Annotated in this window: 19 protein-coding genes and 1 tRNA gene; 14 read left to right on the top strand and 6 right to left on the bottom strand. The window is 72.4% G+C overall.

Going from position 1 to position 19670, the window contains the following annotated elements; genetic code table 11:
- Window positions 1–10: 10 nt before the first annotated feature.
- Window positions 11–1399: a tetratricopeptide repeat protein gene (locus IE200_RS03180; RefSeq protein WP_191277878.1), complete on the bottom strand. Its 1389-nt coding sequence runs from the start codon at window positions 1397–1399 to the stop codon at window positions 11–13.
- 156 nt (window positions 1400–1555) lie between these two features.
- On the opposite strand from IE200_RS03180, the gene ppgK reads away from it, so the two are divergent.
- Complete coding sequence (ppgK, locus tag IE200_RS03175) at window positions 1556–2311, top strand: polyphosphate--glucose phosphotransferase (protein WP_191277877.1); 756 nt, start codon at window positions 1556–1558, stop codon at window positions 2309–2311.
- Between the two features lie 197 nt (window positions 2312–2508).
- On the opposite strand, the gene IE200_RS03170 is transcribed toward ppgK, so the two are convergent.
- On the bottom strand, window positions 2509–2994 hold the full coding sequence (locus IE200_RS03170; RefSeq protein ID WP_191277876.1) for a MarR family winged helix-turn-helix transcriptional regulator: 486 nt from the start codon (window positions 2992–2994) through the stop codon (window positions 2509–2511).
- A gap of 132 nt (window positions 2995–3126) precedes the next feature.
- On the opposite strand from IE200_RS03170, the gene IE200_RS03165 reads away from it, so the two are divergent.
- Complete coding sequence (locus IE200_RS03165) at window positions 3127–5256, top strand: MMPL family transporter (RefSeq protein WP_229856031.1); 2130 nt, start codon at window positions 3127–3129, stop codon at window positions 5254–5256.
- Window positions 5257–5280: 24 nt separating this feature from the next.
- Here the strand turns inward: IE200_RS03165 and IE200_RS03160 are convergent, their stop codons facing one another.
- Window positions 5281–6660: an NAD-dependent malic enzyme gene (locus IE200_RS03160; protein WP_191277875.1), complete on the bottom strand. Its 1380-nt coding sequence runs from the start codon at window positions 6658–6660 to the stop codon at window positions 5281–5283.
- 61 nt (window positions 6661–6721) lie between these two features.
- Between IE200_RS03160 and IE200_RS03155 the strand changes: the two genes are divergently transcribed.
- From IE200_RS03155 to IE200_RS03135, 5 genes are all read left to right on the top strand, one after another.
- Entirely contained in the window at window positions 6722–7000 is a 279-nt protein-coding gene (locus tag IE200_RS03155; RefSeq protein WP_191277874.1) for a GNAT family N-acetyltransferase, read from the top strand.
- Window positions 7001–7091: 91 nt separating this feature from the next.
- The gene (locus tag IE200_RS21005; protein ID WP_191277873.1) at window positions 7092–7661 is read left to right on the top strand and encodes a potassium channel family protein; all 570 of its coding nucleotides are present in this window, start codon (window positions 7092–7094) and stop codon (window positions 7659–7661) included.
- Window positions 7662–7681: 20 nt separating this feature from the next.
- A complete protein-coding gene (locus IE200_RS03145) occupies window positions 7682–8044 on the top strand; it encodes a hypothetical protein (RefSeq protein ID WP_229856029.1) in 363 nt (120 codons plus the stop codon).
- Between the two features lie 68 nt (window positions 8045–8112).
- Window positions 8113–8571: a DUF350 domain-containing protein gene (locus tag IE200_RS03140; RefSeq protein ID WP_191277871.1), complete on the top strand. Its 459-nt coding sequence runs from the start codon at window positions 8113–8115 to the stop codon at window positions 8569–8571.
- 18 nt (window positions 8572–8589) lie between these two features.
- Entirely contained in the window at window positions 8590–9852 is a 1263-nt protein-coding gene (locus tag IE200_RS03135) for a glutathionylspermidine synthase family protein (protein ID WP_191277870.1), read from the top strand.
- 4 nt (window positions 9853–9856) lie between these two features.
- On the opposite strand, the gene IE200_RS03130 is transcribed toward IE200_RS03135, so the two are convergent.
- From IE200_RS03130 to IE200_RS03120, 3 genes are all read right to left on the bottom strand, one after another.
- Window positions 9857–10333, bottom strand: a complete 477-nt coding sequence (locus tag IE200_RS03130) for a glutathione peroxidase (RefSeq protein ID WP_191277869.1) — start codon at window positions 10331–10333, stop codon at window positions 9857–9859.
- A 46-nt stretch (window positions 10334–10379) separates the two neighbouring features.
- Complete coding sequence (locus IE200_RS03125) at window positions 10380–10673, bottom strand: biopolymer transporter Tol (protein WP_191277868.1); 294 nt, start codon at window positions 10671–10673, stop codon at window positions 10380–10382.
- 60 nt (window positions 10674–10733) lie between these two features.
- Window positions 10734–10820, bottom strand: a tRNA-Leu gene (locus IE200_RS03120).
- A 272-nt stretch (window positions 10821–11092) separates the two neighbouring features.
- Here IE200_RS03120 and IE200_RS03115 point away from each other — a divergent pair.
- From IE200_RS03115 to pknB, 7 genes are read left to right on the top strand one after another with little or no spacing between them, the layout of a single operon-like run.
- Window positions 11093–11809, top strand: a complete 717-nt coding sequence (locus IE200_RS03115) for an FhaA domain-containing protein (RefSeq protein WP_191277867.1) — start codon at window positions 11093–11095, stop codon at window positions 11807–11809.
- Window positions 11802–12278 (top strand): FHA domain-containing protein FhaB/FipA, encoded by a 477-nt coding sequence (locus IE200_RS03110; protein WP_191277866.1) that lies wholly within the window; start codon window positions 11802–11804, stop codon window positions 12276–12278. The genes IE200_RS03115 and IE200_RS03110 overlap by 8 nt, the downstream gene beginning before the upstream one ends.
- Window positions 12278–13537 (top strand): PP2C family protein-serine/threonine phosphatase, encoded by a 1260-nt coding sequence (locus IE200_RS03105; protein WP_191278152.1) that lies wholly within the window; start codon window positions 12278–12280, stop codon window positions 13535–13537. The genes IE200_RS03110 and IE200_RS03105 overlap by 1 nt, the downstream gene beginning before the upstream one ends.
- A gap of 13 nt (window positions 13538–13550) precedes the next feature.
- Window positions 13551–14957, top strand: a complete 1407-nt coding sequence (locus IE200_RS03100; RefSeq protein ID WP_191277865.1) for an FtsW/RodA/SpoVE family cell cycle protein — start codon at window positions 13551–13553, stop codon at window positions 14955–14957.
- Window positions 14954–16414 (top strand): peptidoglycan D,D-transpeptidase FtsI family protein, encoded by a 1461-nt coding sequence (locus IE200_RS03095; RefSeq protein WP_191277864.1) that lies wholly within the window; start codon window positions 14954–14956, stop codon window positions 16412–16414. The genes IE200_RS03100 and IE200_RS03095 overlap by 4 nt, the downstream gene beginning before the upstream one ends.
- Complete coding sequence (locus tag IE200_RS21000; RefSeq protein ID WP_191277863.1) at window positions 16411–17883, top strand: serine/threonine-protein kinase; 1473 nt, start codon at window positions 16411–16413, stop codon at window positions 17881–17883. The genes IE200_RS03095 and IE200_RS21000 overlap by 4 nt, the downstream gene beginning before the upstream one ends.
- On the top strand, window positions 17880–19667 hold the full coding sequence (pknB, locus tag IE200_RS03085) for a Stk1 family PASTA domain-containing Ser/Thr kinase (protein ID WP_191277862.1): 1788 nt from the start codon (window positions 17880–17882) through the stop codon (window positions 19665–19667). The genes IE200_RS21000 and pknB overlap by 4 nt, the downstream gene beginning before the upstream one ends.
- Window positions 19668–19670 lie beyond the last annotated feature (3 nt).

Genomic DNA, 19670 nt, shown 5'->3' with positions numbered 1-19670 from the left:
CACGTCCGGCTCAGCCCAGCGAGGCCGCCACCCGCCGCGCCCGCTCGAGCACCACGGCGTACGCCTCCGGCTCGGCTGCCGAGAGCGCGCTCACCAGGTCAAGGGCCTCGCCCGCCCAGCCGCGTGCCTGCTCGGGCTGGTCGGCGGCGTGACGCTCGGCGGCGGCGAGCAGGATCGTGGCGTGCGAGCTCGCGAAGCCCGCCGGATTGTCGGCCAGGGCCCGCCGGGCGAGGTCGACCGACTCCTCGGTGACCGCGAGGGCCCGGTCCGCGCCGAGCGCCGCGGCGGTGGCCTCCGCGAGCGTGTCGGTCCCGCCCGCCAGCCAGGGTCCGTACGCCCGCACGTCACCCGCGGCGAGCCGACGCAGCATCTCGACGCCCTCGCGCCCCGCGACCAGACCGGCCTCCGCACGACCACAGCGGGTGAGGACGTCGCAGTGGGTGACCAGCGCGTTGGCGAGCGCGCGCCCGAAGGCGCGCGGCTGGGCGTCGTGCAGGCGTCGCCGCAGGTCCACGCATCGGGCGACCAAGGGCTCGGCCTCGGCGGGGCGGCCGAGCTCGGCCAGCACGATCCCGTGGTTGTTGAGGCTGTCGGTGAGCGCGGCCAGGGACGACAGGGAGCGCGGTGCGAGTCGCTCGCGCAGGGCGAGCGCCTCTGCCCCGGGCGCCTCGGCGTCCTCGGGGCGTCCCGACTCCAGGTGGAGGTTGGCAAGGTTGGCCAAGGCGATCGCGAGGTCGGCCTGCACGTCGTCGCCGCCGACGTGCGCGGCCAGGCGCACCTCGCCGATCGCGAGCTGCTGCACCTCGACCGCCTCGTGCCAGCGCCCGTTCATCCGCAGCTGGACGGCCAGGTTGACCAGCCCCGAGGAGTACGTCGCGTCGCCGCCGTCGGAGGCGGGCCGGTCACGCGCGCTGCGCACCAGCTCCAGCACGGCCTCGAGGCCCTCGGCGTGCCGGCCGGCCTCGGTCAGCATGGCCGCACGGTTGAGGAGCGCGCGTGCCCGCTCCGACCAGGGCAGCCGTGCCCGCATCGAGATCACCTCGGCACTGACCGCGTCGGCCTCCTGGAGCCGTTGCAGCCGGGTCAGGCTGTTGGCCTCCAGCTCGAGCGAGTCCGAGAGTCGCGCGAGCTGGTCGGAGTCCGTCGACCCGGTCGCACGCCGCAGCCGCGCTGCCTCGCGCGCGACGTCGACGGCGTCCTCCCAGCGCCCCGCGTCGTACAAGACCGATGCACGGGCATGCACGACGTCGGGGACGAGGAAGGGGCCCATCCCGAACCGCACCCGGTGCGCGAGCGCCTCCGCCTCCTGCAGCGAGACGAGGGCCTCCTCGAAGCGGCCCTGCGCCGAGAGTCCCAGCCCGAGCTCCTGCAGTGCGGCCACCTTCGACACGCGTGTCACCACCGAATCCCCCTCCGCGACGACCCGCTCCCCTCGACGCGGGTGCGTGGAGGCTAGCGCCGGGGAGACCGCCCGCGCGGGCGAACGACGTACGCCGTGTCTCGTGCCCTGTTGCCCGCGTCACAGGCGCAGGTCGCTGGCGATAGGTTGTGCGCCATGGAACACCCCTTCGGCATCGACTTCGGCGGCACCGGCATCAAGGGCGCCCCTGTCGACCTCGAGGTCGGCGACTTCGCCCACGACCGGGTCCGCATCGACACCCCGAAGCCGGCGACGCCTCAGGCGGTCGCCCGCGTCTTCGAGGAGATCGTCGGCAGCTTCGCGACCTCCACCAAGCCCGTCGGGGTCACCGTGCCCGGCATCGTCCGCCACGGGGTCGTGCTCTCGGCCGCCAACATCGACAAGTCGTGGATCGGCGAGGACGCCGACGCGATCTTCACCGAGGCTCTGGGCCGTGAGGTCCACGTCGTCAACGACGCCGACGCCGCCGGTCTGGCGGAGGCGGAGTACGGCGCCGCGAAGGGCCGCCGCGGGCTGGTCATGGTCATCACCCTCGGCACCGGCATCGGCTCGGCGATGATCTGGAACGGCGAGCTCGTGCCCAACTCCGAGCTCGGCCACCTCGAGCTCGACGGAGCCGTCGCGGAGGTCACGACCGCCACCAGCGCGCGCGAGCGCGAAGGTCTCACGTGGGAGGCGTGGTCGGAGCGGCTCACCACCTACTTCCGCCATCTCGAGCGCCTCTTCACCCCCGACCTCTTCGTCATCGGCGGCGGGGTCAGCAAGTCGTGGGACAAGTTCGGCCACCTGATCCGGGTCGACACCGAGATGGTGCCCGCGACCCTGCAGAACCGCGCCGGCATCGTCGGCGCCGCGCTCGTCGCGCACCGCAAGGCCGGTAGCCCGGACTGATCCGCCCCGGTCCCTGTCGCGATCACCGGTCAACCGGTGGTTCCGCAGGTTCCAGCCCGTTGCAACGGCCAAGAACCGTACGGAAAGGACTGGAAGCTCACCCCGCGTCGCGATCACCGGTCAACCGGTGGTTCCGCGGGTTCCAGCCCGTTGCAACGGCCGAGAACCGTACGGAAAGGACTAGAAGTCCCGCGGAGTCAGGGCTCCAGCACCCGCTCGAAGGCCTCTGTGGCCCCGCGCAGGTAGCGCTCCACCACGGCCTTCTCCTCCTCGGTGAAGGACGCGTCGTGCTGGTCGAGCGCCGCGAACATCGGCATCAGGTGGCCGACGACCTCGCCACGCCCGGAGTCGGTGATGTGCAGGTCGGTACGCCGGCGGTCGAGGTCGTGCGGACGGCGCTCGACGTGCCCGCGCGCGACCAGGCGGTCGACGATCCCGGTGGCTGCGGCTGTGGAGACCTCCAGCCGCCGGGCCACCTCGGCCGGACCGATCTGCTCGCGGCTGAGGTGCTCGAGGGTCACCAGCTCGGTCTCGCTGAGGCCGGCACGGCGGGCCACCACGTGGGTGACCCGGCTCCCGGCAGCGACCAGGTCGCGCAGCGCCAGGAGGGTGGGAGGTTGCGATCGCTCCTGCCCACGGGCGACCCACGACGGTGCGGCATCGGGCTGGTGGTGCTCGGTCACGGGACTCCTCTCGGCCGGGCGGGGACTGGGGCGGGGGGCCTTGCGGCAGCTTGCCGCCCTTACCAGTCTACCGCTAAATTGATAAGTAACTTGGTTAGCAACCACCTTCCCTAGTCACCTCGAGGATCTCCCGTGTCCCACCACCGCCCTCCCGCGCTCGCGCGCGGCATCGCCGGCCCCCGCCTCGCGTGGCTCGTCGCCCTCCTCCCACTGCTGATGGCCCTGGCCGTCATCGCCTTCCTCCCGGAGGGCGAACGGGAGGGATCGCCGGTCGACACGCTGCCCGCCGGCGCCGACAGCACGCTCGCGGTCGAGCTCGCCGAGCAGCTGCCCGAGGACGAGGGACAGGTCGCGATCGTGCTGTGGACCGCCGAGTCCGGCGAGCTCGACGACGACGTACGCGGACAGCTGACGGAGCAGGCGGTCGCCCTGCTGTCCGACGCTGCCGGCGACGCGGCCGCGGCGGGCGAGGGCGGCGCCGGTGACGCCGAGGGCCAGGGTCAGGGCGGGGCCCCCACCGGGCCACCCGGCGGCGGCCAGCAGTCGCCGGTCGTGGTCGCGGAGGACGGCACCGCCGCGTTCGTGGCCGTGCCCGTCACCGCCGCGTCGGCGACCGACAACATCGACAAGGTCGAGGAGCTGCGTGAGCAGCTGCGCGACGACGCCCCCGACGGGATCGAGGCCCAGGTGACCGGACCCGCCGGCATCCAGGCCGACATCGGCCAGGTCTTCGACGGCGCCGACATCCGGCTGCTGGCCGCCACCGCCGCGATCGTGGCGTTCCTGCTGATCATCACCTACCGCAGCCCGGTCCTGTGGCTCGTGCCGCTGGCCGTCGTCGGCATCGCCGACCGGTTCGCCGCGATCATCGCCACCAACGTCCTCGAGATGGTGCAGGTCGCCTGGGACGAGTCGACCGTCGGCATCCTGAGCGTGCTGGTCTTCGGCGCCGGCACCGACTACGCCCTGCTGCTCATCTCGCGCTACCGCGACGAGCTGAAGACCACCGACTCGCGCCACGAGGCGATGGCGCGGGCGTTGTCGCGGACCTTCGAGGCCGTGCTGTCCAGCGCGACGACCGTCGTGCTCGGCCTGCTGACGCTGCTGCTCTCGGCCATCCCCACCACCCGCGGGCTGGGCCTGGCCTGTGCCGTGGGTGTCGTGATCGCCGCGACCTTCGCCCTCGTCGTGCTCCCGGCCGCGCTGGTGCTGTTCGGCCGGTGGGTCTTCTGGCCGCGGGTGCCCCGCGTCGGGGACGCGGTGCTGGTCGACTCGCGCGGCGTCTGGCGCCGGGTGGGCGACGCGGTGGCCCGCCGTCCGCGCACGTTCGTCGCCGGCACCGTCGCGGGCCTGGCCGTGCTCGCCCTCGGCACCACGTCGATCACCACGGGCCTCGACCCGGCCGACCAGTTCCTGCAGCGGCCGGAGGCGATCGCGGCCGCCGAGCGGCTCGGGGAGTCCTTCCCCGCCGGCACCTCCGACCCGGTGCAGGTCGTCACCCGCGCCGAGCCCGAGCAGGTGCTCGCCGCGGTCGAGGGCGTCGACGGCGTCGACTCCGCCCGCGTCAGCACGAGCGGCGACGGCATCACCCGGATCGACGCCGTGCCCGACGCGGCGCCGGGCAGCGACGCCGCCCAGGCCGTGGTGCTCGACGTCCGCGACGCCGTCGCCGACTTCGACGACACGCACGTGGGCGGCGGTGACGCCGAGGCGATCGACGCCGCCGACTACGCCGCCCAGGACCGGCTGCTGATCCTGCCGCTCATCCTGCTGCTCGTGCTCGGCGCGCTGCTCCTGCTGCTGCGCTCGGTGGTGGCGCCGCTCCTGCTCGTCGCGACCGTGCTGGCGACGTACGCCGCGAGCATGGGCGCCTCGTGGTGGTTGTTCCAGTCGGTCTTCGGGTTCCCGGCGATGGACACCGGCGTGCCGCTCCTGGCGTTCCTGTTCCTCGTCGCGCTCGGCGTCGACTACAACATCTTCCTGGTCACCCGGGCGCGCGAGGAGGCACGCGAGCACGGCACCCGTACGGGCATGCTCCGCGCCCTGACCGCCACCGGCGGCGTGATCACCAGCGCGGGCGTCCTGCTCGCGGCGGTATTCGCGGTCCTCGGCGTGCTGCCGCTGGTGGTGCTCGCCCAGCTCGGCGCGATCATCTTCGTCGGCGTGCTGCTCGACACCCTGGTCGTACGCACGGTGCTGGTGCCGGCGCTCGCACTCACCCTCGGGGAGAAGTTCTGGTGGCCGCGGAAGGTGACCGGCTGACCCAGCCGGAGGGTGCCGCGGCGATCAGCCCTCGCGCCCGCTGATCGCCGCGGCCACCCGCTTGGTCACGTCGGGGTGGAAGACGCTGGGGATGATGAAGGCGGCGTGCAGCTCCTCCTCGCTGACCGTGTCGGCGATCGCCTGGGCCGCGCGCAGCAGCATGTCGACGGTCACCTCGGAGGCGCCGGCGTCGAGGAGTCCACGGAAGACGCCGGGGAAGGCCAGCACGTTGTTGATCTGGTTGGGGTAGTCGGAGCGGCCCGAGGCGACCACCGCGGCGTAGCGGTCCGCCTCGGCCGGGTCGACCTCGGGGTCGGGGTTGGCCAGCGCGAACACGACCGGCTTGGGCGCCATCGTCGGGATCCACTCCGGGTCGAGGATGCCGGGGGCCGAGACGCCGATGAACACGTCGGCGTCGACGAGCACCTCCTGCAGCGAGCCGGTCGCGCGGCGCGGGTTGGTCGCGGCGGCGAGATCCGCGTGGGCGGCGGAGAGCGACTCGTCGCCCTCGGCGAGCGCGCCCTCGCGGTCGACGACCACGACGTCGGCGGCGCCGGCGGCCAGGAGCAGGGTGACGATGGCCGTGCCGGCCGCCCCGGCGCCGGAGACGACGATGCGTACGTCGGCGAGCTGCTTCTCGACGCAGCGCAGCGCGTTGGTCAGCGCGGCCAGCACCACGATCGCGGTGCCGTGCTGGTCGTCGTGGAAGACCGGGATGTCGAGCGACTCACGCAGCCGGGCCTCGATCTCGAAGCAGCGCGGCGCGGCGATGTCCTCGAGGTTGATGCCGCCGAACCCGGGGGCGATCATCTCGACGGCGCGGACGATCTCGTCGGTGTCCTGGCTGGCCAGGCAGATCGGCCAGGCGTCGATGTCGGCGAACCGCTTGAACAGCGCGGCCTTGCCCTCCATCACCGGCATCGCGGCGCCGGGCCCGATGTTGCCCAGGCCCAGGACGGCCGACCCGTCGGTGACGACGGCGACCGAGTTGCCCTTGATGGTGAGCTTGCGGACGTCCTCGGGATTGTCGTGGATCGCCATCGACACGCGCCCGACGCCGGGCGTGTAGGCCATCGACAGGTCGTCGCGGGTGCGCAGCGGCACCTTGGACTGGACCGAGATCTTGCCGCCGAGGTGCAGCAGGAAGGTCCGGTCGCTGACCTTGTGGACCGTCACGCCCTCGACGCCGGACACCGCGGCGACCAGCTCCTGGGAGTGCTCCGCGTCGGCGGCCGAGCACGTCACGTCGACGGTGAGCCGGTCGTGCCGCGACTCCGCGACGTCGATCGCGGTGACGACGCCCCCGTTGTGCGCGATGGTGGTCGCGACCGCACCCACCACGCTGTGGTCGGCGGCGGTGTACAACCGCATGGTGATCGAGTACGACGACGCGGTTGCTGCCATGGGGCAGACCCTCCACCTCGCACGGGGTTACGGGCAAGTCACCTCGGTCTAGGCTCGCGTTGTGGACACAGAGTTCATCGACGCCCCCGACCACCACCGCTACGAGCTGCGCTCCGGGGACGAGCTGGTCGGGTTCATCGACTACCGCCTCCACGGCGAGCTGATCCGGCTCATCCACACCGAGGTGCCCGAGGCCTTCAGCGGCCAGGGCCACGCCAGCACCCTCGCCAGGGGAGCGCTCGACGACGCCCGCGCGCGCGGCCTCTCGGTGGACCCGGTGTGTCCCTACGTCGCGGCGTACGTCGAGAAGCACCCGGAGTACGCCGACCTGGTCGCCTGAGCCCGGCCCGGCGCCGCGGGGGTTTGCCAGGGCCGCGGTCGGGGCAGCCCTATAGTCACCGCGACGACAACGGGGGACGGGGATTTCGCACATGGCCGACGAGGTCACGGACGTCGACAGGGCAGAGCGCGCTGTCGCGCGACGCATCGGGGTCCTGTCACGGCCGGTACGCGCCCTGGTCAACGCGCCCCACCTGCTGGTGCTGGCGATCCTCGGCATCTGGGTCGCGTGCTCGCTCGTCTACGCGGTGCTCGAGGGCAAGGGACCGATCGAGGGCCTCTGGTGGGGCATCGTCACCGGCTCGACCGTCGGCTACGGCGACTACTACCCCTCCTCGACCCCCGGGCGGGCGGTCGGGGCGCTGCTCATCGTCTCGATGCTCGTGCTCGTCCCGATCGCGATCGGCCACGTGATCGCCAACCTCGTCTTCGACAAGGAGTCGCTGGCCGTGGCGACCGTCCTCGAGGACGTCCACGAGCGCATCGACCGCCTCGAGCACCTCACGCTCGCCTCGCTCGAGGCACAGCACGGTCGCGAGTGGCTCGAGGAGCGGCTCGCCGAGCACGAGGCCGCGGACGCGGCCACCACCGACGTCGCCGAGCAGATGCTCGCGATGTTCCAGCCCAAGCACGACCAGGACCCCTCCGGAGGCCTCCGTTGACCACGACCGCGCGACGCCGCATGCGCTCCTCCAGCATCTCGCTGGGCATCACGGCGCTGATGGCCAGCAGCCTCACCGGGTGCTCGTCCAGCGCCGACTACGCCGCGGTGTGCGTCGACCCCGAGACCCAGGAGCGCGTCGACGACGACCAGTGCGACGACGACTCCGACTACAACGGCGGCGGCTCCGGCTTCTTCTGGTACTACCTCGGCGCGAGCTCGCGCATCCCCGCCGTCGGTCAGACCACCTCGGGCGGGACGTTCAGCGGCAGCTCGCTCAACGGCACGGTCCAGCGCGGCGGCCTGCCCACCACCGGTGGCTCCACCGTCAAGTCCGCCACCACCAAGGGCGGCTTCGGCGGCAGCTCGCGCGGCTTCGGCTGAGCGAGCGCACCGACCCGTACGACCTCCGTCCCGCCTGCTCCGATCCTCGTCCCAGCCAGGAGACACCTGTGACCGACCTGATCAACGCCCTGCTGCACGCCGTCGCCTACGCCCTCGTGGGCGGGGCGATGCTCGTGGTCGCCTACTACGTGCTCGACCTCGCCACCCCGGGCCACCTCGGCACCCACCTGCGTGGCGTCGACGAGAACGGCAACGAGTCGGTGCACGCGCACTCCAAGGGCGCCGCGGTCATCACCTCGGCCTGGCTGGTCTCCAACGCCGCCGTGCTGTTCACCGCGATCTGGACCAACGGCGCGACCTCCCTCGGCTGGGCGCTGGGGTGGACGGTGTCGTTCGGCATCATCGGCATCGCCCTCAACACGCTGATGTTCTTCGCCGTCGAGGCGATGACTCCGGGCAACCTGCGCCAGATCGTCACCGAGCCCGGCCCCGTACGCCCCCTCGCGCACGTGGCGGCGGCCGTGGCCCTGTCGGTCGGCGCCATCGTGTGCGCCAGCATCGCCTGAGCGGGCGGGCAGCGAGCGATGTGGAGGCACCGGTCGCGGGCACGTGAGGGCTGGCGCGACACCGTCGTCGAGCAGGGCCTGGTCTTCCCGACCACCAAGATGCCCGACGGCTCCGAGCTGCCCTACTGGAACGAGGACGCCTGGTACGAGGTGACCATGGAGGAGGTCGAGGCCCTCGAGGCCGCGACCGAGGAGCTGTGGGCGATGTGCCTGCAGGCCGTCACCCACATGGCCACCATGATGACCGACGAGCGCCTCGGTCTGCCGCCCGGTTCGCTGGAGGTCGTGCGCCGCTCCATCGAGGCGGGTGACCCCGCGCTCTACGCGCGCTTCGACCTGGCGTACGGCGCCGACGGGTCGATCAAGATGCTCGAGATCAACGGCGACACCCCCACCGGGCTCGTGGAGACCGGGATCATCCAGTGGAACTGGATGGAGGACGTCATGCCGGAGATGGACCAGTGGAACTCCGTCCACGACCGCCTCGTCGCCGGGTGGCGCACGCTCCGCCGCTCCGGGCACTTCGACGGCGACCGCCTGCACTTCCTCTACGACCTCGGCGAGGAGGACTCCTACGACGGTGGCGAGATGGAGATGACCGTCCACTACCTGATGGACACCGCCGTCCAGGCCGGCTGGATCGCCCTCGCCCACCCGGTGGCCGAGGTCGGCTGGAACCCCGACACCCGCGACTTCCGTGACGTCCACGACGAGCCGCTGCGCAACGCGTTCAAGCTGTACGCCTGGGAGGAGATGCTCGCCGAGCCGTTCGGGCGGATGGTGATCGACCGCGCCGAGGCGCGGCCGACGAAGTGGATCGAGCCGGCGTGGAAGGTGCTGCTCAGCACCAAGGCGCTGCTGCCGGTGCTGTGGGAGCTCTTCCCGCGGCACCGCCTGCTGCTGCCGGCGTACTTCGACGAGCCGCGCGACCTCGAGCGGTGGGTCGCGAAGCCGCTGCACGGGCGCGAGGGCGACAACATCCGCATCCACCTCGACGACATGCTCGAGGACGTCGTGATGCCCGGCGGCTACGGCGCCGAGGGCTGGGTCTACCAGGCCTACACCGAGCTGCCGAGCTTCGAGGGCAACCGCGTCGTGCTCGGGTCGTGGATCGTCGACGGCGAGGCCGCCGGGATGCTGGTGCGCGAGTCGGACTCGATGGTGACCGACTACTTCTCGCGCGTGGCTCCCCACGTGATCAGCGACGGGCTGGCGCCGTCGGAGGCGCAGGTCGCGGAGTGGCTCGCCGAGCGGGTCGGCCCGGACGCGCCTTCCCTCTAGTGACTCAGAGCGCCTTCTCGATGTCCTTGGCGAGCTTCTCCGGCTCGGTGGTCGGCGCGTAGCGGTCGATGACCTGGCCGTCGCGGCCGACGAGGAACTTGGTGAAGTTCCACTTGATCTTGCTGCCGAGCAGGCCGCCCTTGGCGTCCTTGAGCCAGTCGAAGAGCGGGTGCGCGTCGTCGCCGTTGACGTCGACCTTGGAGAACAGCGGGAACGTCACGCCGAAGTTGCGCTCGCAGAACTCCGAGATCTCCGCCTCGCTGCCGGGCTCCTGGTTGCCGAACTGGTCGCACGGGAAGCCCAGCACGACCAGGCCCTGGTCGGCGTAGGTGTCGTGGAGCTGCTGGAGGCCCTTGTACTGGCCGGTGAAGCCGCACTGGGAGGCGGTGTTGACGACCAGCACGACCTTGCCGTCGTACTGGGACAGGTCGGTGTCGGTGCCGTCGATCGCGGTGGCCGAGAAGTCGGAGAGAGTCGTCATGGCGACGAGTGTGCCAAGGCCGGCCAACGCGGCCCGCGGAGCGCCCTCAGTCGTCGAGGGCGTCGAGCTCGACCAGCGCGGACTCCCAGCGCTCGCGCCGCTCGGCATCGGTCTGCTCCCACCACGGCGTCCCTCGCTCGCCGAGACCGACCTTGGCCAGCTGGGTGCGGTGCCGGGTGGCTGCCAGCGCGGAGTCCGAGGAGGCGCTGCGTACGCCCGAGCGGCCGCGGCCGAGGTGGGACTTCAGCCGCGCGAGCTCGTCGGCCGGGATCGCGGGGTCCGTACGCCGCCAGCGCCGGCCGTCGACGACGAGCCACCTCTCGTCGTCGGTCGGTTCCATGGCACGAGCATGCCCGACGACGACGAAGGCCCCGGACGATGTCCGGGGCCTTCGAGGTGGTGGTGCGCGAGGGGGGAGTTGAACCCCCACGTCCTTTCGGACACACGGACCTGAACCGTGCGCGTCTGCCTATTCCGCCACTCGCGCTTGAAGCGGGCTCAGGCTACCCCACGCGCGACGTACGCTCCCAATCGGCCGGAGCCATCTCTCGGGGTGGCGGCACATCGCACTCGAGGCCCGCTCCTGCACGCAATCTGCCGCCACCCACGGCGAGCCCGGGACGGCGGCCACCCCTTCGACGGGGCGGCACCCGCGCCCGCCGGCGCACGGCCGGTACGCTCGGCCGCACCGGCCGGGCGGTGTGTGAAGCCTGCCCACCACGACGGTGCGACCCCAGCGCGACGAGAGGAGGCCTGACGATGAACCCGCTGCAGCGATTCGAGCACCGGCTGGAGAGCGTCATCTCCGGGGTCTTCGCCCGGGCCTTCCGCAGTGCGGTGCAGCCCGTCGAGATCGCGGCGGCCCTGCAGCGCGAGTGCGACAACAACGCCCAGGTGCTCAGCCGCCAGCGCCGCCTGGTGCCCAACGACTTCCACGTCGAGCTGTCCGGCACCGACCTCGAGCGCATCGTCGGCCTCGGCCGCGCGCTCGAGCAGGACCTCGTGGACCAGCTCCAGGACCACGCCGACGCGCAGGGCTACGTCTTCACCGGCCCGGTGAGCATCGCCTTCGACGCGGCCGACGACCTCACCACCGGTCGCTTCCGGATCCGTTCGAAGGCACAGGCGAGCGTCACCGACAACGACCAGCGCACCCGTACGCGCTCCTCCCACGCCACCCTCGAGGTCAACGGCACCCGGCACCCGCTCCGCCCGCCGGGCCTGGTGATCGGCCGTGGCACCGAGGCGGACCTGCGGATCAACGATCCCGGCGTCAGCCGACGCCACCTCGAGCTCGAGGTCACCATCGACGGCGTCGAGGCGGTCGACCTCGGTTCGACCAACGGCATCCTGGTCGACGGCACCAAGGTGTCCCGCGCCCGGCTGCGCGACGGCTCGACCATCAAGATCGGCCACACCGAGATGACGGTGCGCATCGACGGCGGACGCGACGAGGCCGGGGGCTGGAATGTCTGAGCTGACGCTGTTCCTGATCCGCATCGCGTTCCTGGCCATCCTCTGGATCTTCGTGCTCTCCGCGATCTCGGTGATCCGCTCCGACATGTTCGGCGCGCGGGTGCCCGAGACCGCACGCGGCGGCGCCCCCGCCCCGAGCCGCAAGTCCAACGGCAAGCCGCGCAAGCCCCGCCGCGGCGCGCCGACCCACCTCCTCGTGGTCGAGGGCGAGAACGCCGGCATCCGCGCCGAGCTCACCGACGCACCGCTGCTGATCGGCCGCGGCAGCGACGCCGCGATCAAGCTCGACGACGACTACGTCTCCACCCGCCACGCACGGGTCGCGGCCAGCGGCGACGAGTGGTTCGTGGAGGACCTCGGCTCCACCAACGGCACCTACGTCGGCCCGGTCCGCATCACCCAGCCCACCACCATCGGCCTCGGCGTCCAGGTCCGCGTCGGCAAGACGATCCTGGAGCTGCGGAAGTGATGTACCTCCACTACTCCGCGATCTCCGACGTCGGGCGCGTGCGCCGGGAGAACCAGGACAGCGGCTACGCCGGCCCCTGGCTGCTCACCGTGTGCGACGGCGTGGGCGGCGCCGTGCGCGGCGACCTCGCCTCGAGCACGGCGGTGCAGGCCCTGCGCAAGCTCGACCAGCAGCCCGACGACGACATCCTCGGCCAGCTCGCCGGCGCCGTGCACCGCGCCGACGACCGCATCGCCGAGCTCGTCGAGGAGGACCCCGACCTCAACGGAACCTCCACCACCGCCACGGTCGCGCTCTTCGACGGCACCCGCTTCGGCATCGGGCACATCGGCGACAGCCGCGCCTACCTCTACCGCCGCGGCGAGCTGCGCCAGCTCACCCACGACCACACCTTCGTCCAGTCGCTCATCGACGAGGGCCGCATCACCGAGGAGCAGTCGCGGACGCACCCGCACCGCAACCTCATCCTCAAGGCGCTCGACGGCGTGCGCCACGAGGAGCCCGACCTCTTCGAGTTCCCCGCCGAGCCCGGCGACCGGATCTTCGTGTGCAGCGACGGCGCGTGCGGCACCCTCACCCACGAGCGGATGGCCGACATCCTCTCCAGCGGGACCCCCGACTTCGCCGCGGTCGAGCTCGTACGCGCGAGCCTCGAGGCCGGCAGCACCGACAACGTCACCTGCATCGTCGCCGACGTCTCCGACGAGGCGCCGCCCGAGGACCTCGCGCCGCTGCTCGTGGGCGCCGCCGCCGACCTGCCGCGGCGGCTGCCGCTCGGCGGCGCGGTCGGTGGCGCGGTGGGCGGACTGTTCCGCGGGCACCGCTCCGGCGACACCGGCGAGATCGCCCCGATCCCCGACGACGTGCCGCCCGGCGCCTACGTCGCGGACCCGATCGACCCCGAGGCCGCCCGCTACGCCCCGCGTGACCCCGGTCGCTACGCCTGGCTGCGGCGCCTGCTCGTGGTGGCCGTGCTGGTCGGCATCGCCTGGGTCGTCATCGCCGCCGGCTGGGCGTGGAGCCAGCAGCAGTTCTACGTCGCCGAGCAGGACGGCCGGGTCACCATCTTCCGCGGGATCGACGCCGACCTGCCGGGCATCTCGCTGTCCCACGCCTACGAGACCACCGACGTCGAGCTCGACCTGCTCAGCGACATCGACGCCGAGCAGATCCGCCAGGGCATCGAGGCCGACGACCTCGACGAGGCGCGGCAGACCGTCGACAACTACGCCGCACGCCAGGACGTCGACCCGGGGTGAGGCGAGTGACGCGATGAGTCATCCCGGATCCCTGATGGGCTTCGTGCACCGGCGCCGCCGGGGCGCGGAGCTGTTCCTGCTCGTGCTCGCCCTCGTGGTCGGCATCGGCGCCTACGCCGCCGTCGGGCTCGGCGTCGAGGGCACCGTCCCCGCCGACCTCGTCGGCTACGGCGGCTGGCTGACGGCGCTGATCGTGGCCGCCCACGTGACGGTGCGCCTGGTCGCTCCGTACGCCGACCCGGTGCTGCTGCCACTCGTGGCCGCGCTCAACGGCCTGGGCCTGGCGGTGCTGCGGCGACTCGACCTCACCTACGAGGCCAACGGCCTGGACCAGCACACGTTCGCCCGCCAGCAGCTGACCTGGATGACGCTCGGCGTGGTGCTGTTCATCGCCACGCTCGTCCTGCTCCGCGACCACCGGGTGCTCCAGCGCTTCACCTACACCGCGGGCCTGACCGGCATCCTGCTGCTGATCCTCCCCTTCCTGCCGTTCGTCGGTCGCGAGATCAACGGCGCCCGCATCTGGATCAACGTCGCCGGCTTCAGCTTCCAGCCCGGCGAGGTCGCCAAGGTGATGCTGGTGATCGCGTTCGCCGGCTACCTCGTCCTCCACCGCGACGCGCTGGCGCTCGCGGGTCGGCGGGTGGTCTTCGTCGACCTCCCGCGCGGGCGCGACCTCGGCCCGATCATGGCGATGTTCGGGGTGTCGATGATGATCCTGGTCCTGCAGAACGACCTCGGCTCCTCGCTGCTGTTCTTCGGCCTGTTCCTGGTGATGCTCTACGTCGCCACCGAGCGTCCCGGCTGGCTCGTCGTGGGGGGTCTGCTGTTCGGTGCGGGCGCGCTCGCGGCGTACACCTTCGTCGGCAACGTGCAGAACCGCTTCAACTTCTGGCTGCGCCCGATGGACTACTACGACGACTCCCCGGGCAGCTTCCAGCTCGTCGAGGCCCTGTTCGGCCAGGGCTGGGGCGGTCTCATCGGCCGCGGCTTCGGCAACGGCTTCCCCGAGCGGGTCCCCTTCGCCTACTCCGACTTCATCGTGTCCACCATCGGTGAGGAGCTCGGGCTGACCGCGGTGATGGCGATCATCCTCTGCTACGGCCTGATCGTGGAGCGGGCGCTGCGCATCGCGCTCATCTCGCGCGACGGCTTCGGCAAGCTGCTGGCGGTCGGACTCGGCGCGATCGTCGCCCTCCAGGTGTTCGTCGTCATCGGCGGCGTCACCGGGCTGATCCCGCTGACCGGCCTGACCACGCCGTTCCTGTCCTACGGCGGCTCCTCGCTGGTGGCCAACTGGGTCGTGGTGGCGCTGCTGCTGCGCGTCTCCGACCAGGCCCGCCGCCCCGCCCCCCGCCTCGAGCCCGTCGACGACTCCGGCGCCGACAGCGAGACCACCCAGGTGGTGAAGCTGCGATGAACAAGCCCATCCGCGTCGTCTCGGTCTTCTGCCTCGTGCTCTTCATGGCGCTGCTGGTCAACTCGACCTACCTGATGTACGTCCGCGCGGACAGCCTCTCCGACGACCCGCGCAACCGCCGGATCATCACCGCCACGTTCTCCCGCGAGCGCGGCGCGATCCTGGTCGGCAAGGAGGCGATAGCGCGCAGCGTGCCCTCGGACGACCGCTACAAGTTCCAGCGCACCTACTCCCAGCCGTTGAAGTACGCGCCGATCACCGGCTACTTCTCGTGGTTCAACCAGACCGGGGTGGAGCGTTCGCAGAACGCCGTCCTCGCCGGCGACGACTCGCGCCTGTTCGTCACCCGCCTGGTCGACATGCTCAGCAACACCGACCCGCAGGGCGGCAACGTCCAGCTCACCGTGGACCCGGCCGCGCAGGACGCGGCCTGGGCGGGCCTCGACGCCCTGCCGGGTGACGCCCAGGGAGCGGTCGTGGCGCTCGAGCCCACCACCGGCCGGGTGCTGGCGATGGTCTCGACCCCGACCTTCGACCCCAACAACTTCGCCTCCCACGACTTCGGCGCCGTGGCCGAGCTGGGCGAGCAGCTCAACAACGACCCGCGCGACCCGCTGATCAACCGCGCCATCGGCACGACCCTCCCGCCGGGATCGACGTTCAAGCTGGTCACCGCGGCCGCGGCGATCGAGTCCGGCGACTACGACGCCGAGTCGATGGTCCCCGGCGGCTTCCGCTACCAGCTGCCGCAGTCCACCACGACGGTCCCCAACTACGACGGCGGCAACTGCGGCGGCCGGCGCATCACCATGACCCAGGCCCTCCAGGTCTCGTGCAACGTCACCTTCCTCAGCCTCGCCAACGAGCTCGGCACCGAGGCGATGGCCGACCAGGCCGAGGCGTTCGGCTTCAACTCCACCGCGCTCGAGGACCTCCCGGGACAGGCCGAGTCGCTCTACCCCCGCGACATGGACGCCCCGCAGACGGCGCTGTCCGGGATCGGGCAGTCCAGCGTCACCGCGACACCGCTGCAGATGGCGATGGTGGCCGCGGCGATCGCCAACGACGGCGACGTGATGCGCCCCTACGTCGTCGACGAGGTGCGCGCGCCCAACCTGTCGGTCCTCGACCGCACGGACCCCACCAGCATCAGCAAGGCCATCTCCAGCAGCACCGCCGACGAGCTCACCGAGATGATGGTCGCCACGGTGGCGTCGGGCACCGCGTCCCCGGCGCAGATCCCCGGGCTCGACGTCGCGGGCAAGACCGGCACCGCCCAGTCGACCGGGGACCGCCCGCCGTACGCCTGGTTCGTCTCCTTCGCGCCCGCCGACGACCCCCAGGTCGCCGTCGCGGTCCTCGTCCAGTCGAGCGACACCTCCCCCGACGAGATCGGCGGCGGCCGGCTCGGCGGCCCGATCGCCAAGTCGGTGATGGAGGCGGTGATCAACCGGTGACCGCGCTCGCTCCCGGAGGCCACGTCGACGAGGCCCGCCGCTACGTCCTCGAGTCGCGGATCGCCACCGGCGGCATGGGCGAGGTGTGGTCGGCCCGCGACACCGTCCTCGACCGGCCGGTCGCGGTCAAGGTGCTCAAGAGCGAGTACGCCGACGACGCTCTCTTCCGCACGCGCTTCGAGACCGAGGCCCGGCATGCCGCCGCGCTGCACCACCCCGGCATCGCCGCCGTCTTCGACTACGGCCAGCGCACCCTCGACGACGGGTCGGGCACCCCGCGGCCCTACCTGGTGATGGAGCTCGTCGAGGGTCAGCCGCTCTCCGCACTGCTGCGACCCGGTGCGCCGCTCGACCCGGCCGCCACCCAGGCGCTGCTCGCGCAGGCCGCCGACGCGCTCGGCGTCGCCCACGCCGCCGGCATCGTGCACCGCGACGTCAAGCCCGCCAACCTCCTCGTCACCCCCGACCGTCGGGTCAAGGTCACCGACTTCGGCATCGCGCGCGCCGCCGAGGGAATGGCCCTCACCCAGACCGGGGAGGTGATGGGCACCCCCGCCTACATCTCCCCCGAGCAGGCCGAGGGCGGCACGGCCACGGCCGCCTCCGACGTGTACTCCCTCGCCGTCGTGGCCTTCGAGTGCCTGGCCGGCCGCAAGCCCTTCGTCGCCGACACCCCCGTCGCCACCGCGGTCGCGCACCTGCGCAACCCCGTCCCCGAGCTGCCCGGCGCGGTGCCCGCCGACCTCGCGGCGGTCGTACGGCGTGGGCTGGCCAAGGCGCCGGAGGACCGCTTCGCCGACGGGGCGGCCTTCGCCCGGGCCCTGCGCGACCCCGCGTCCGTCGCCGCTGTGGCCGGCGCCGCCACCGTCGTGGCACCCGCCGTCGTCCCGGACGGGGGCTCGACCCAGGTCATGCCGGCCGCCGGTCCCGCGCCCACCCCCGCCCCGTCCCCCGACCCGTCCCCCGCCCCTGTGCCGTCGTCCTCGCGCCGCCGTACGACGCCGTGGCCGTTGCTGCTCGGCATCGCGGCGGTGCTGGCCGCGGTGCTCCTCGCGGTCTGGCTCGGCACCCGGGGCGACGCCGACGAGCAGGCCACGTCTCCGACCCCGAGCGAGACGCCCAGCGAGACCCCGACCCAGGCTCCCAGCGAGACCCCGACCGAGAGCCCGACGGAGACCCCGACCGAGACGCCCACGGAGACGCCGACGGAGACCGAGCCGGCCACGGTCGAGGTGGACCCGGCGGCCTACGTCGGGCGTGACCGCAAGGACGTGGAGAAGGAGCTGCGCGACCTCGGCCTCGAGCCGGTCGGCGTGAAGCTGGACAACCCCGGCGACCAGCCCGACGACGTCGTGGAGTCCGTGGAGCCCAGTGGCACCCTGCAGGAGGGCGACCAGGTCACGGTCAGCTACTGGGGCAAGGTCCCGCCGGGACAGCAGGACGACGAGGAAGGTGGCAGCGAAGGATGACGCAGTCGGAGCCGACGCTGATCGGCGGCCGCTACGAGCTCGGCGAGCTCCTCGGACGCGGCGGCATGGCCGAGGTCCGCAAGGGCAAGGACCAGCGGCTCGGGCGCACCGTCGCGGTCAAGCGGCTGCGCACCGACCTCGCCAGCGACGCCACCTTCCAGGCCCGGTTCCGCCGCGAGGCCCAGTCCTCGGCGTCCCTCAACCACCCCGCCATCGTCTCGACCTACGACACCGGCGAGGAGATGGCCACCGACGGCTCCGGGGTCGCGCAGCCCTACATCGTGATGGAGTGCGTCGAGGGTCGTACGCTGCGCGACATCCTGCGCGAGGGCCGCAAGATCCTCCCTGAGCGGGCGCTCGAGATCACTGCCGGCGTGCTGTCGGCGCTCGACTACAGCCACCGCGCGGGGATCATCCACCGCGACATCAAGCCCGGCAACGTGATGCTCACGCCGTCGGGTGACGTGAAGGTGATGGACTTCGGCATCGCCCGCGCGATCTCCGACGCCTCCTCCACGATGACCCAGACCGCGGCCGTGGTCGGCACCGCCCAGTACCTCTCCCCCGAGCAGGCCCGCGGCGAGACCGTCGACTCGCGCTCCGACGTCTACTCCACCGGCTGCCTGCTCTACGAGCTCCTCACCGGCCGCCCGCCCTTCGTCGGCGACAGCCCCGTGGCCGTGGCCTACCAGCACGTGCGCGAGCAGGCCGCCCCGCCGTCCGACCTCGACGACCAGCTCGACCCCGAGATCGACGCGATCGTGATGAAGTCGCTCGCCAAGCGCGTCGAGGACCGCTACCAGAGCGCCGCGGCGATGAGGGCCGACATCGAGCGCTACCTGTCCGGACACCCGATCCAGGCGCCCGCGGTCGTGCCGCCTCCGGCGGACACCCAGCACGTGCCCGCCGTCCCGCCGGCCGACGCCACCTCGACGATGGCCGCCGCCCCGCCCCCGCGGCGCGACGAGCCGTCCCGCGGCCGCGCCGCCTGGTGGGTCCTCGGCGGGATCCTGGTCCTCGCGCTGCTCGCGGGTGGGGCCTACCTGCTCAACGGGATGCTCTTCGACGACGCGCCGGAGCGCGACCCCGTGCCCAACCTCGTCGGCCTGACCGAGGAGGAGGCCCGGCTCGAGATCGCCGACCAGGGCTTCCGGGTCGGCCGAATCACCCGCGAGACCTCCGAGACGGTCGAGGCCGACCGGGTGATCTCCCAGGACCCGGCGCGCGACGTCTTCGTCGACCCGGGCTCCTCGATCGACTTCGTCCTCTCGCTGGGCAGGCCCGAGGTCGAGGTGCCGTTCGTCGTCGGCACGCTGCGCCGCGACGCGCGGGCCGCGATGCTCGACCAGGGGCTGAAGGTGCGCTTCCAGGAGGAGGACTCCGACGAGCCGCGCTTCCAGGTGCTGAGCACGGACCCCGCCGCCGGGACCTCGGTCGCGGAGGGCACCACGATCACGCTCGTGTTCTCCGACGGTCCCGAGCAGGTCCCCGACGTACGCGGCCTGCAGGAGCGCGAGGCCGTGCGCGCCATCCGCGACGCCGGCTTCGTGGCCGACGTCCGCACCGACCCGACCTCGACGGAGCCCAAGGGGACGGTGGTCGACCAGATCATCCCGTCCGGCGGCACGGCCGACCAGGGCTCGACCATCACCATCTTCGTCTCGGCCTACGAGGAGCCCGCCGAGCCGGAGGTCCCGACGGAGACCCCGACGGAGACGCCCACCGAGACGCCGCTCCCGACCGAGACCCCGACCGAGACCCCGGTCCCGCGGCAGCGGGGCTGAGGC

The sequence above is a fragment of the Nocardioides flavus (ex Wang et al. 2016) genome (genome assembly GCF_014653115.1).
Classification (GTDB): domain Bacteria; phylum Actinomycetota; class Actinomycetes; order Propionibacteriales; family Nocardioidaceae; genus Nocardioides; species Nocardioides flavus.
The sequence above is the reverse complement of the archived record's forward strand: the minus strand, read 5'-3'. Positions and strand labels throughout refer to the sequence as shown.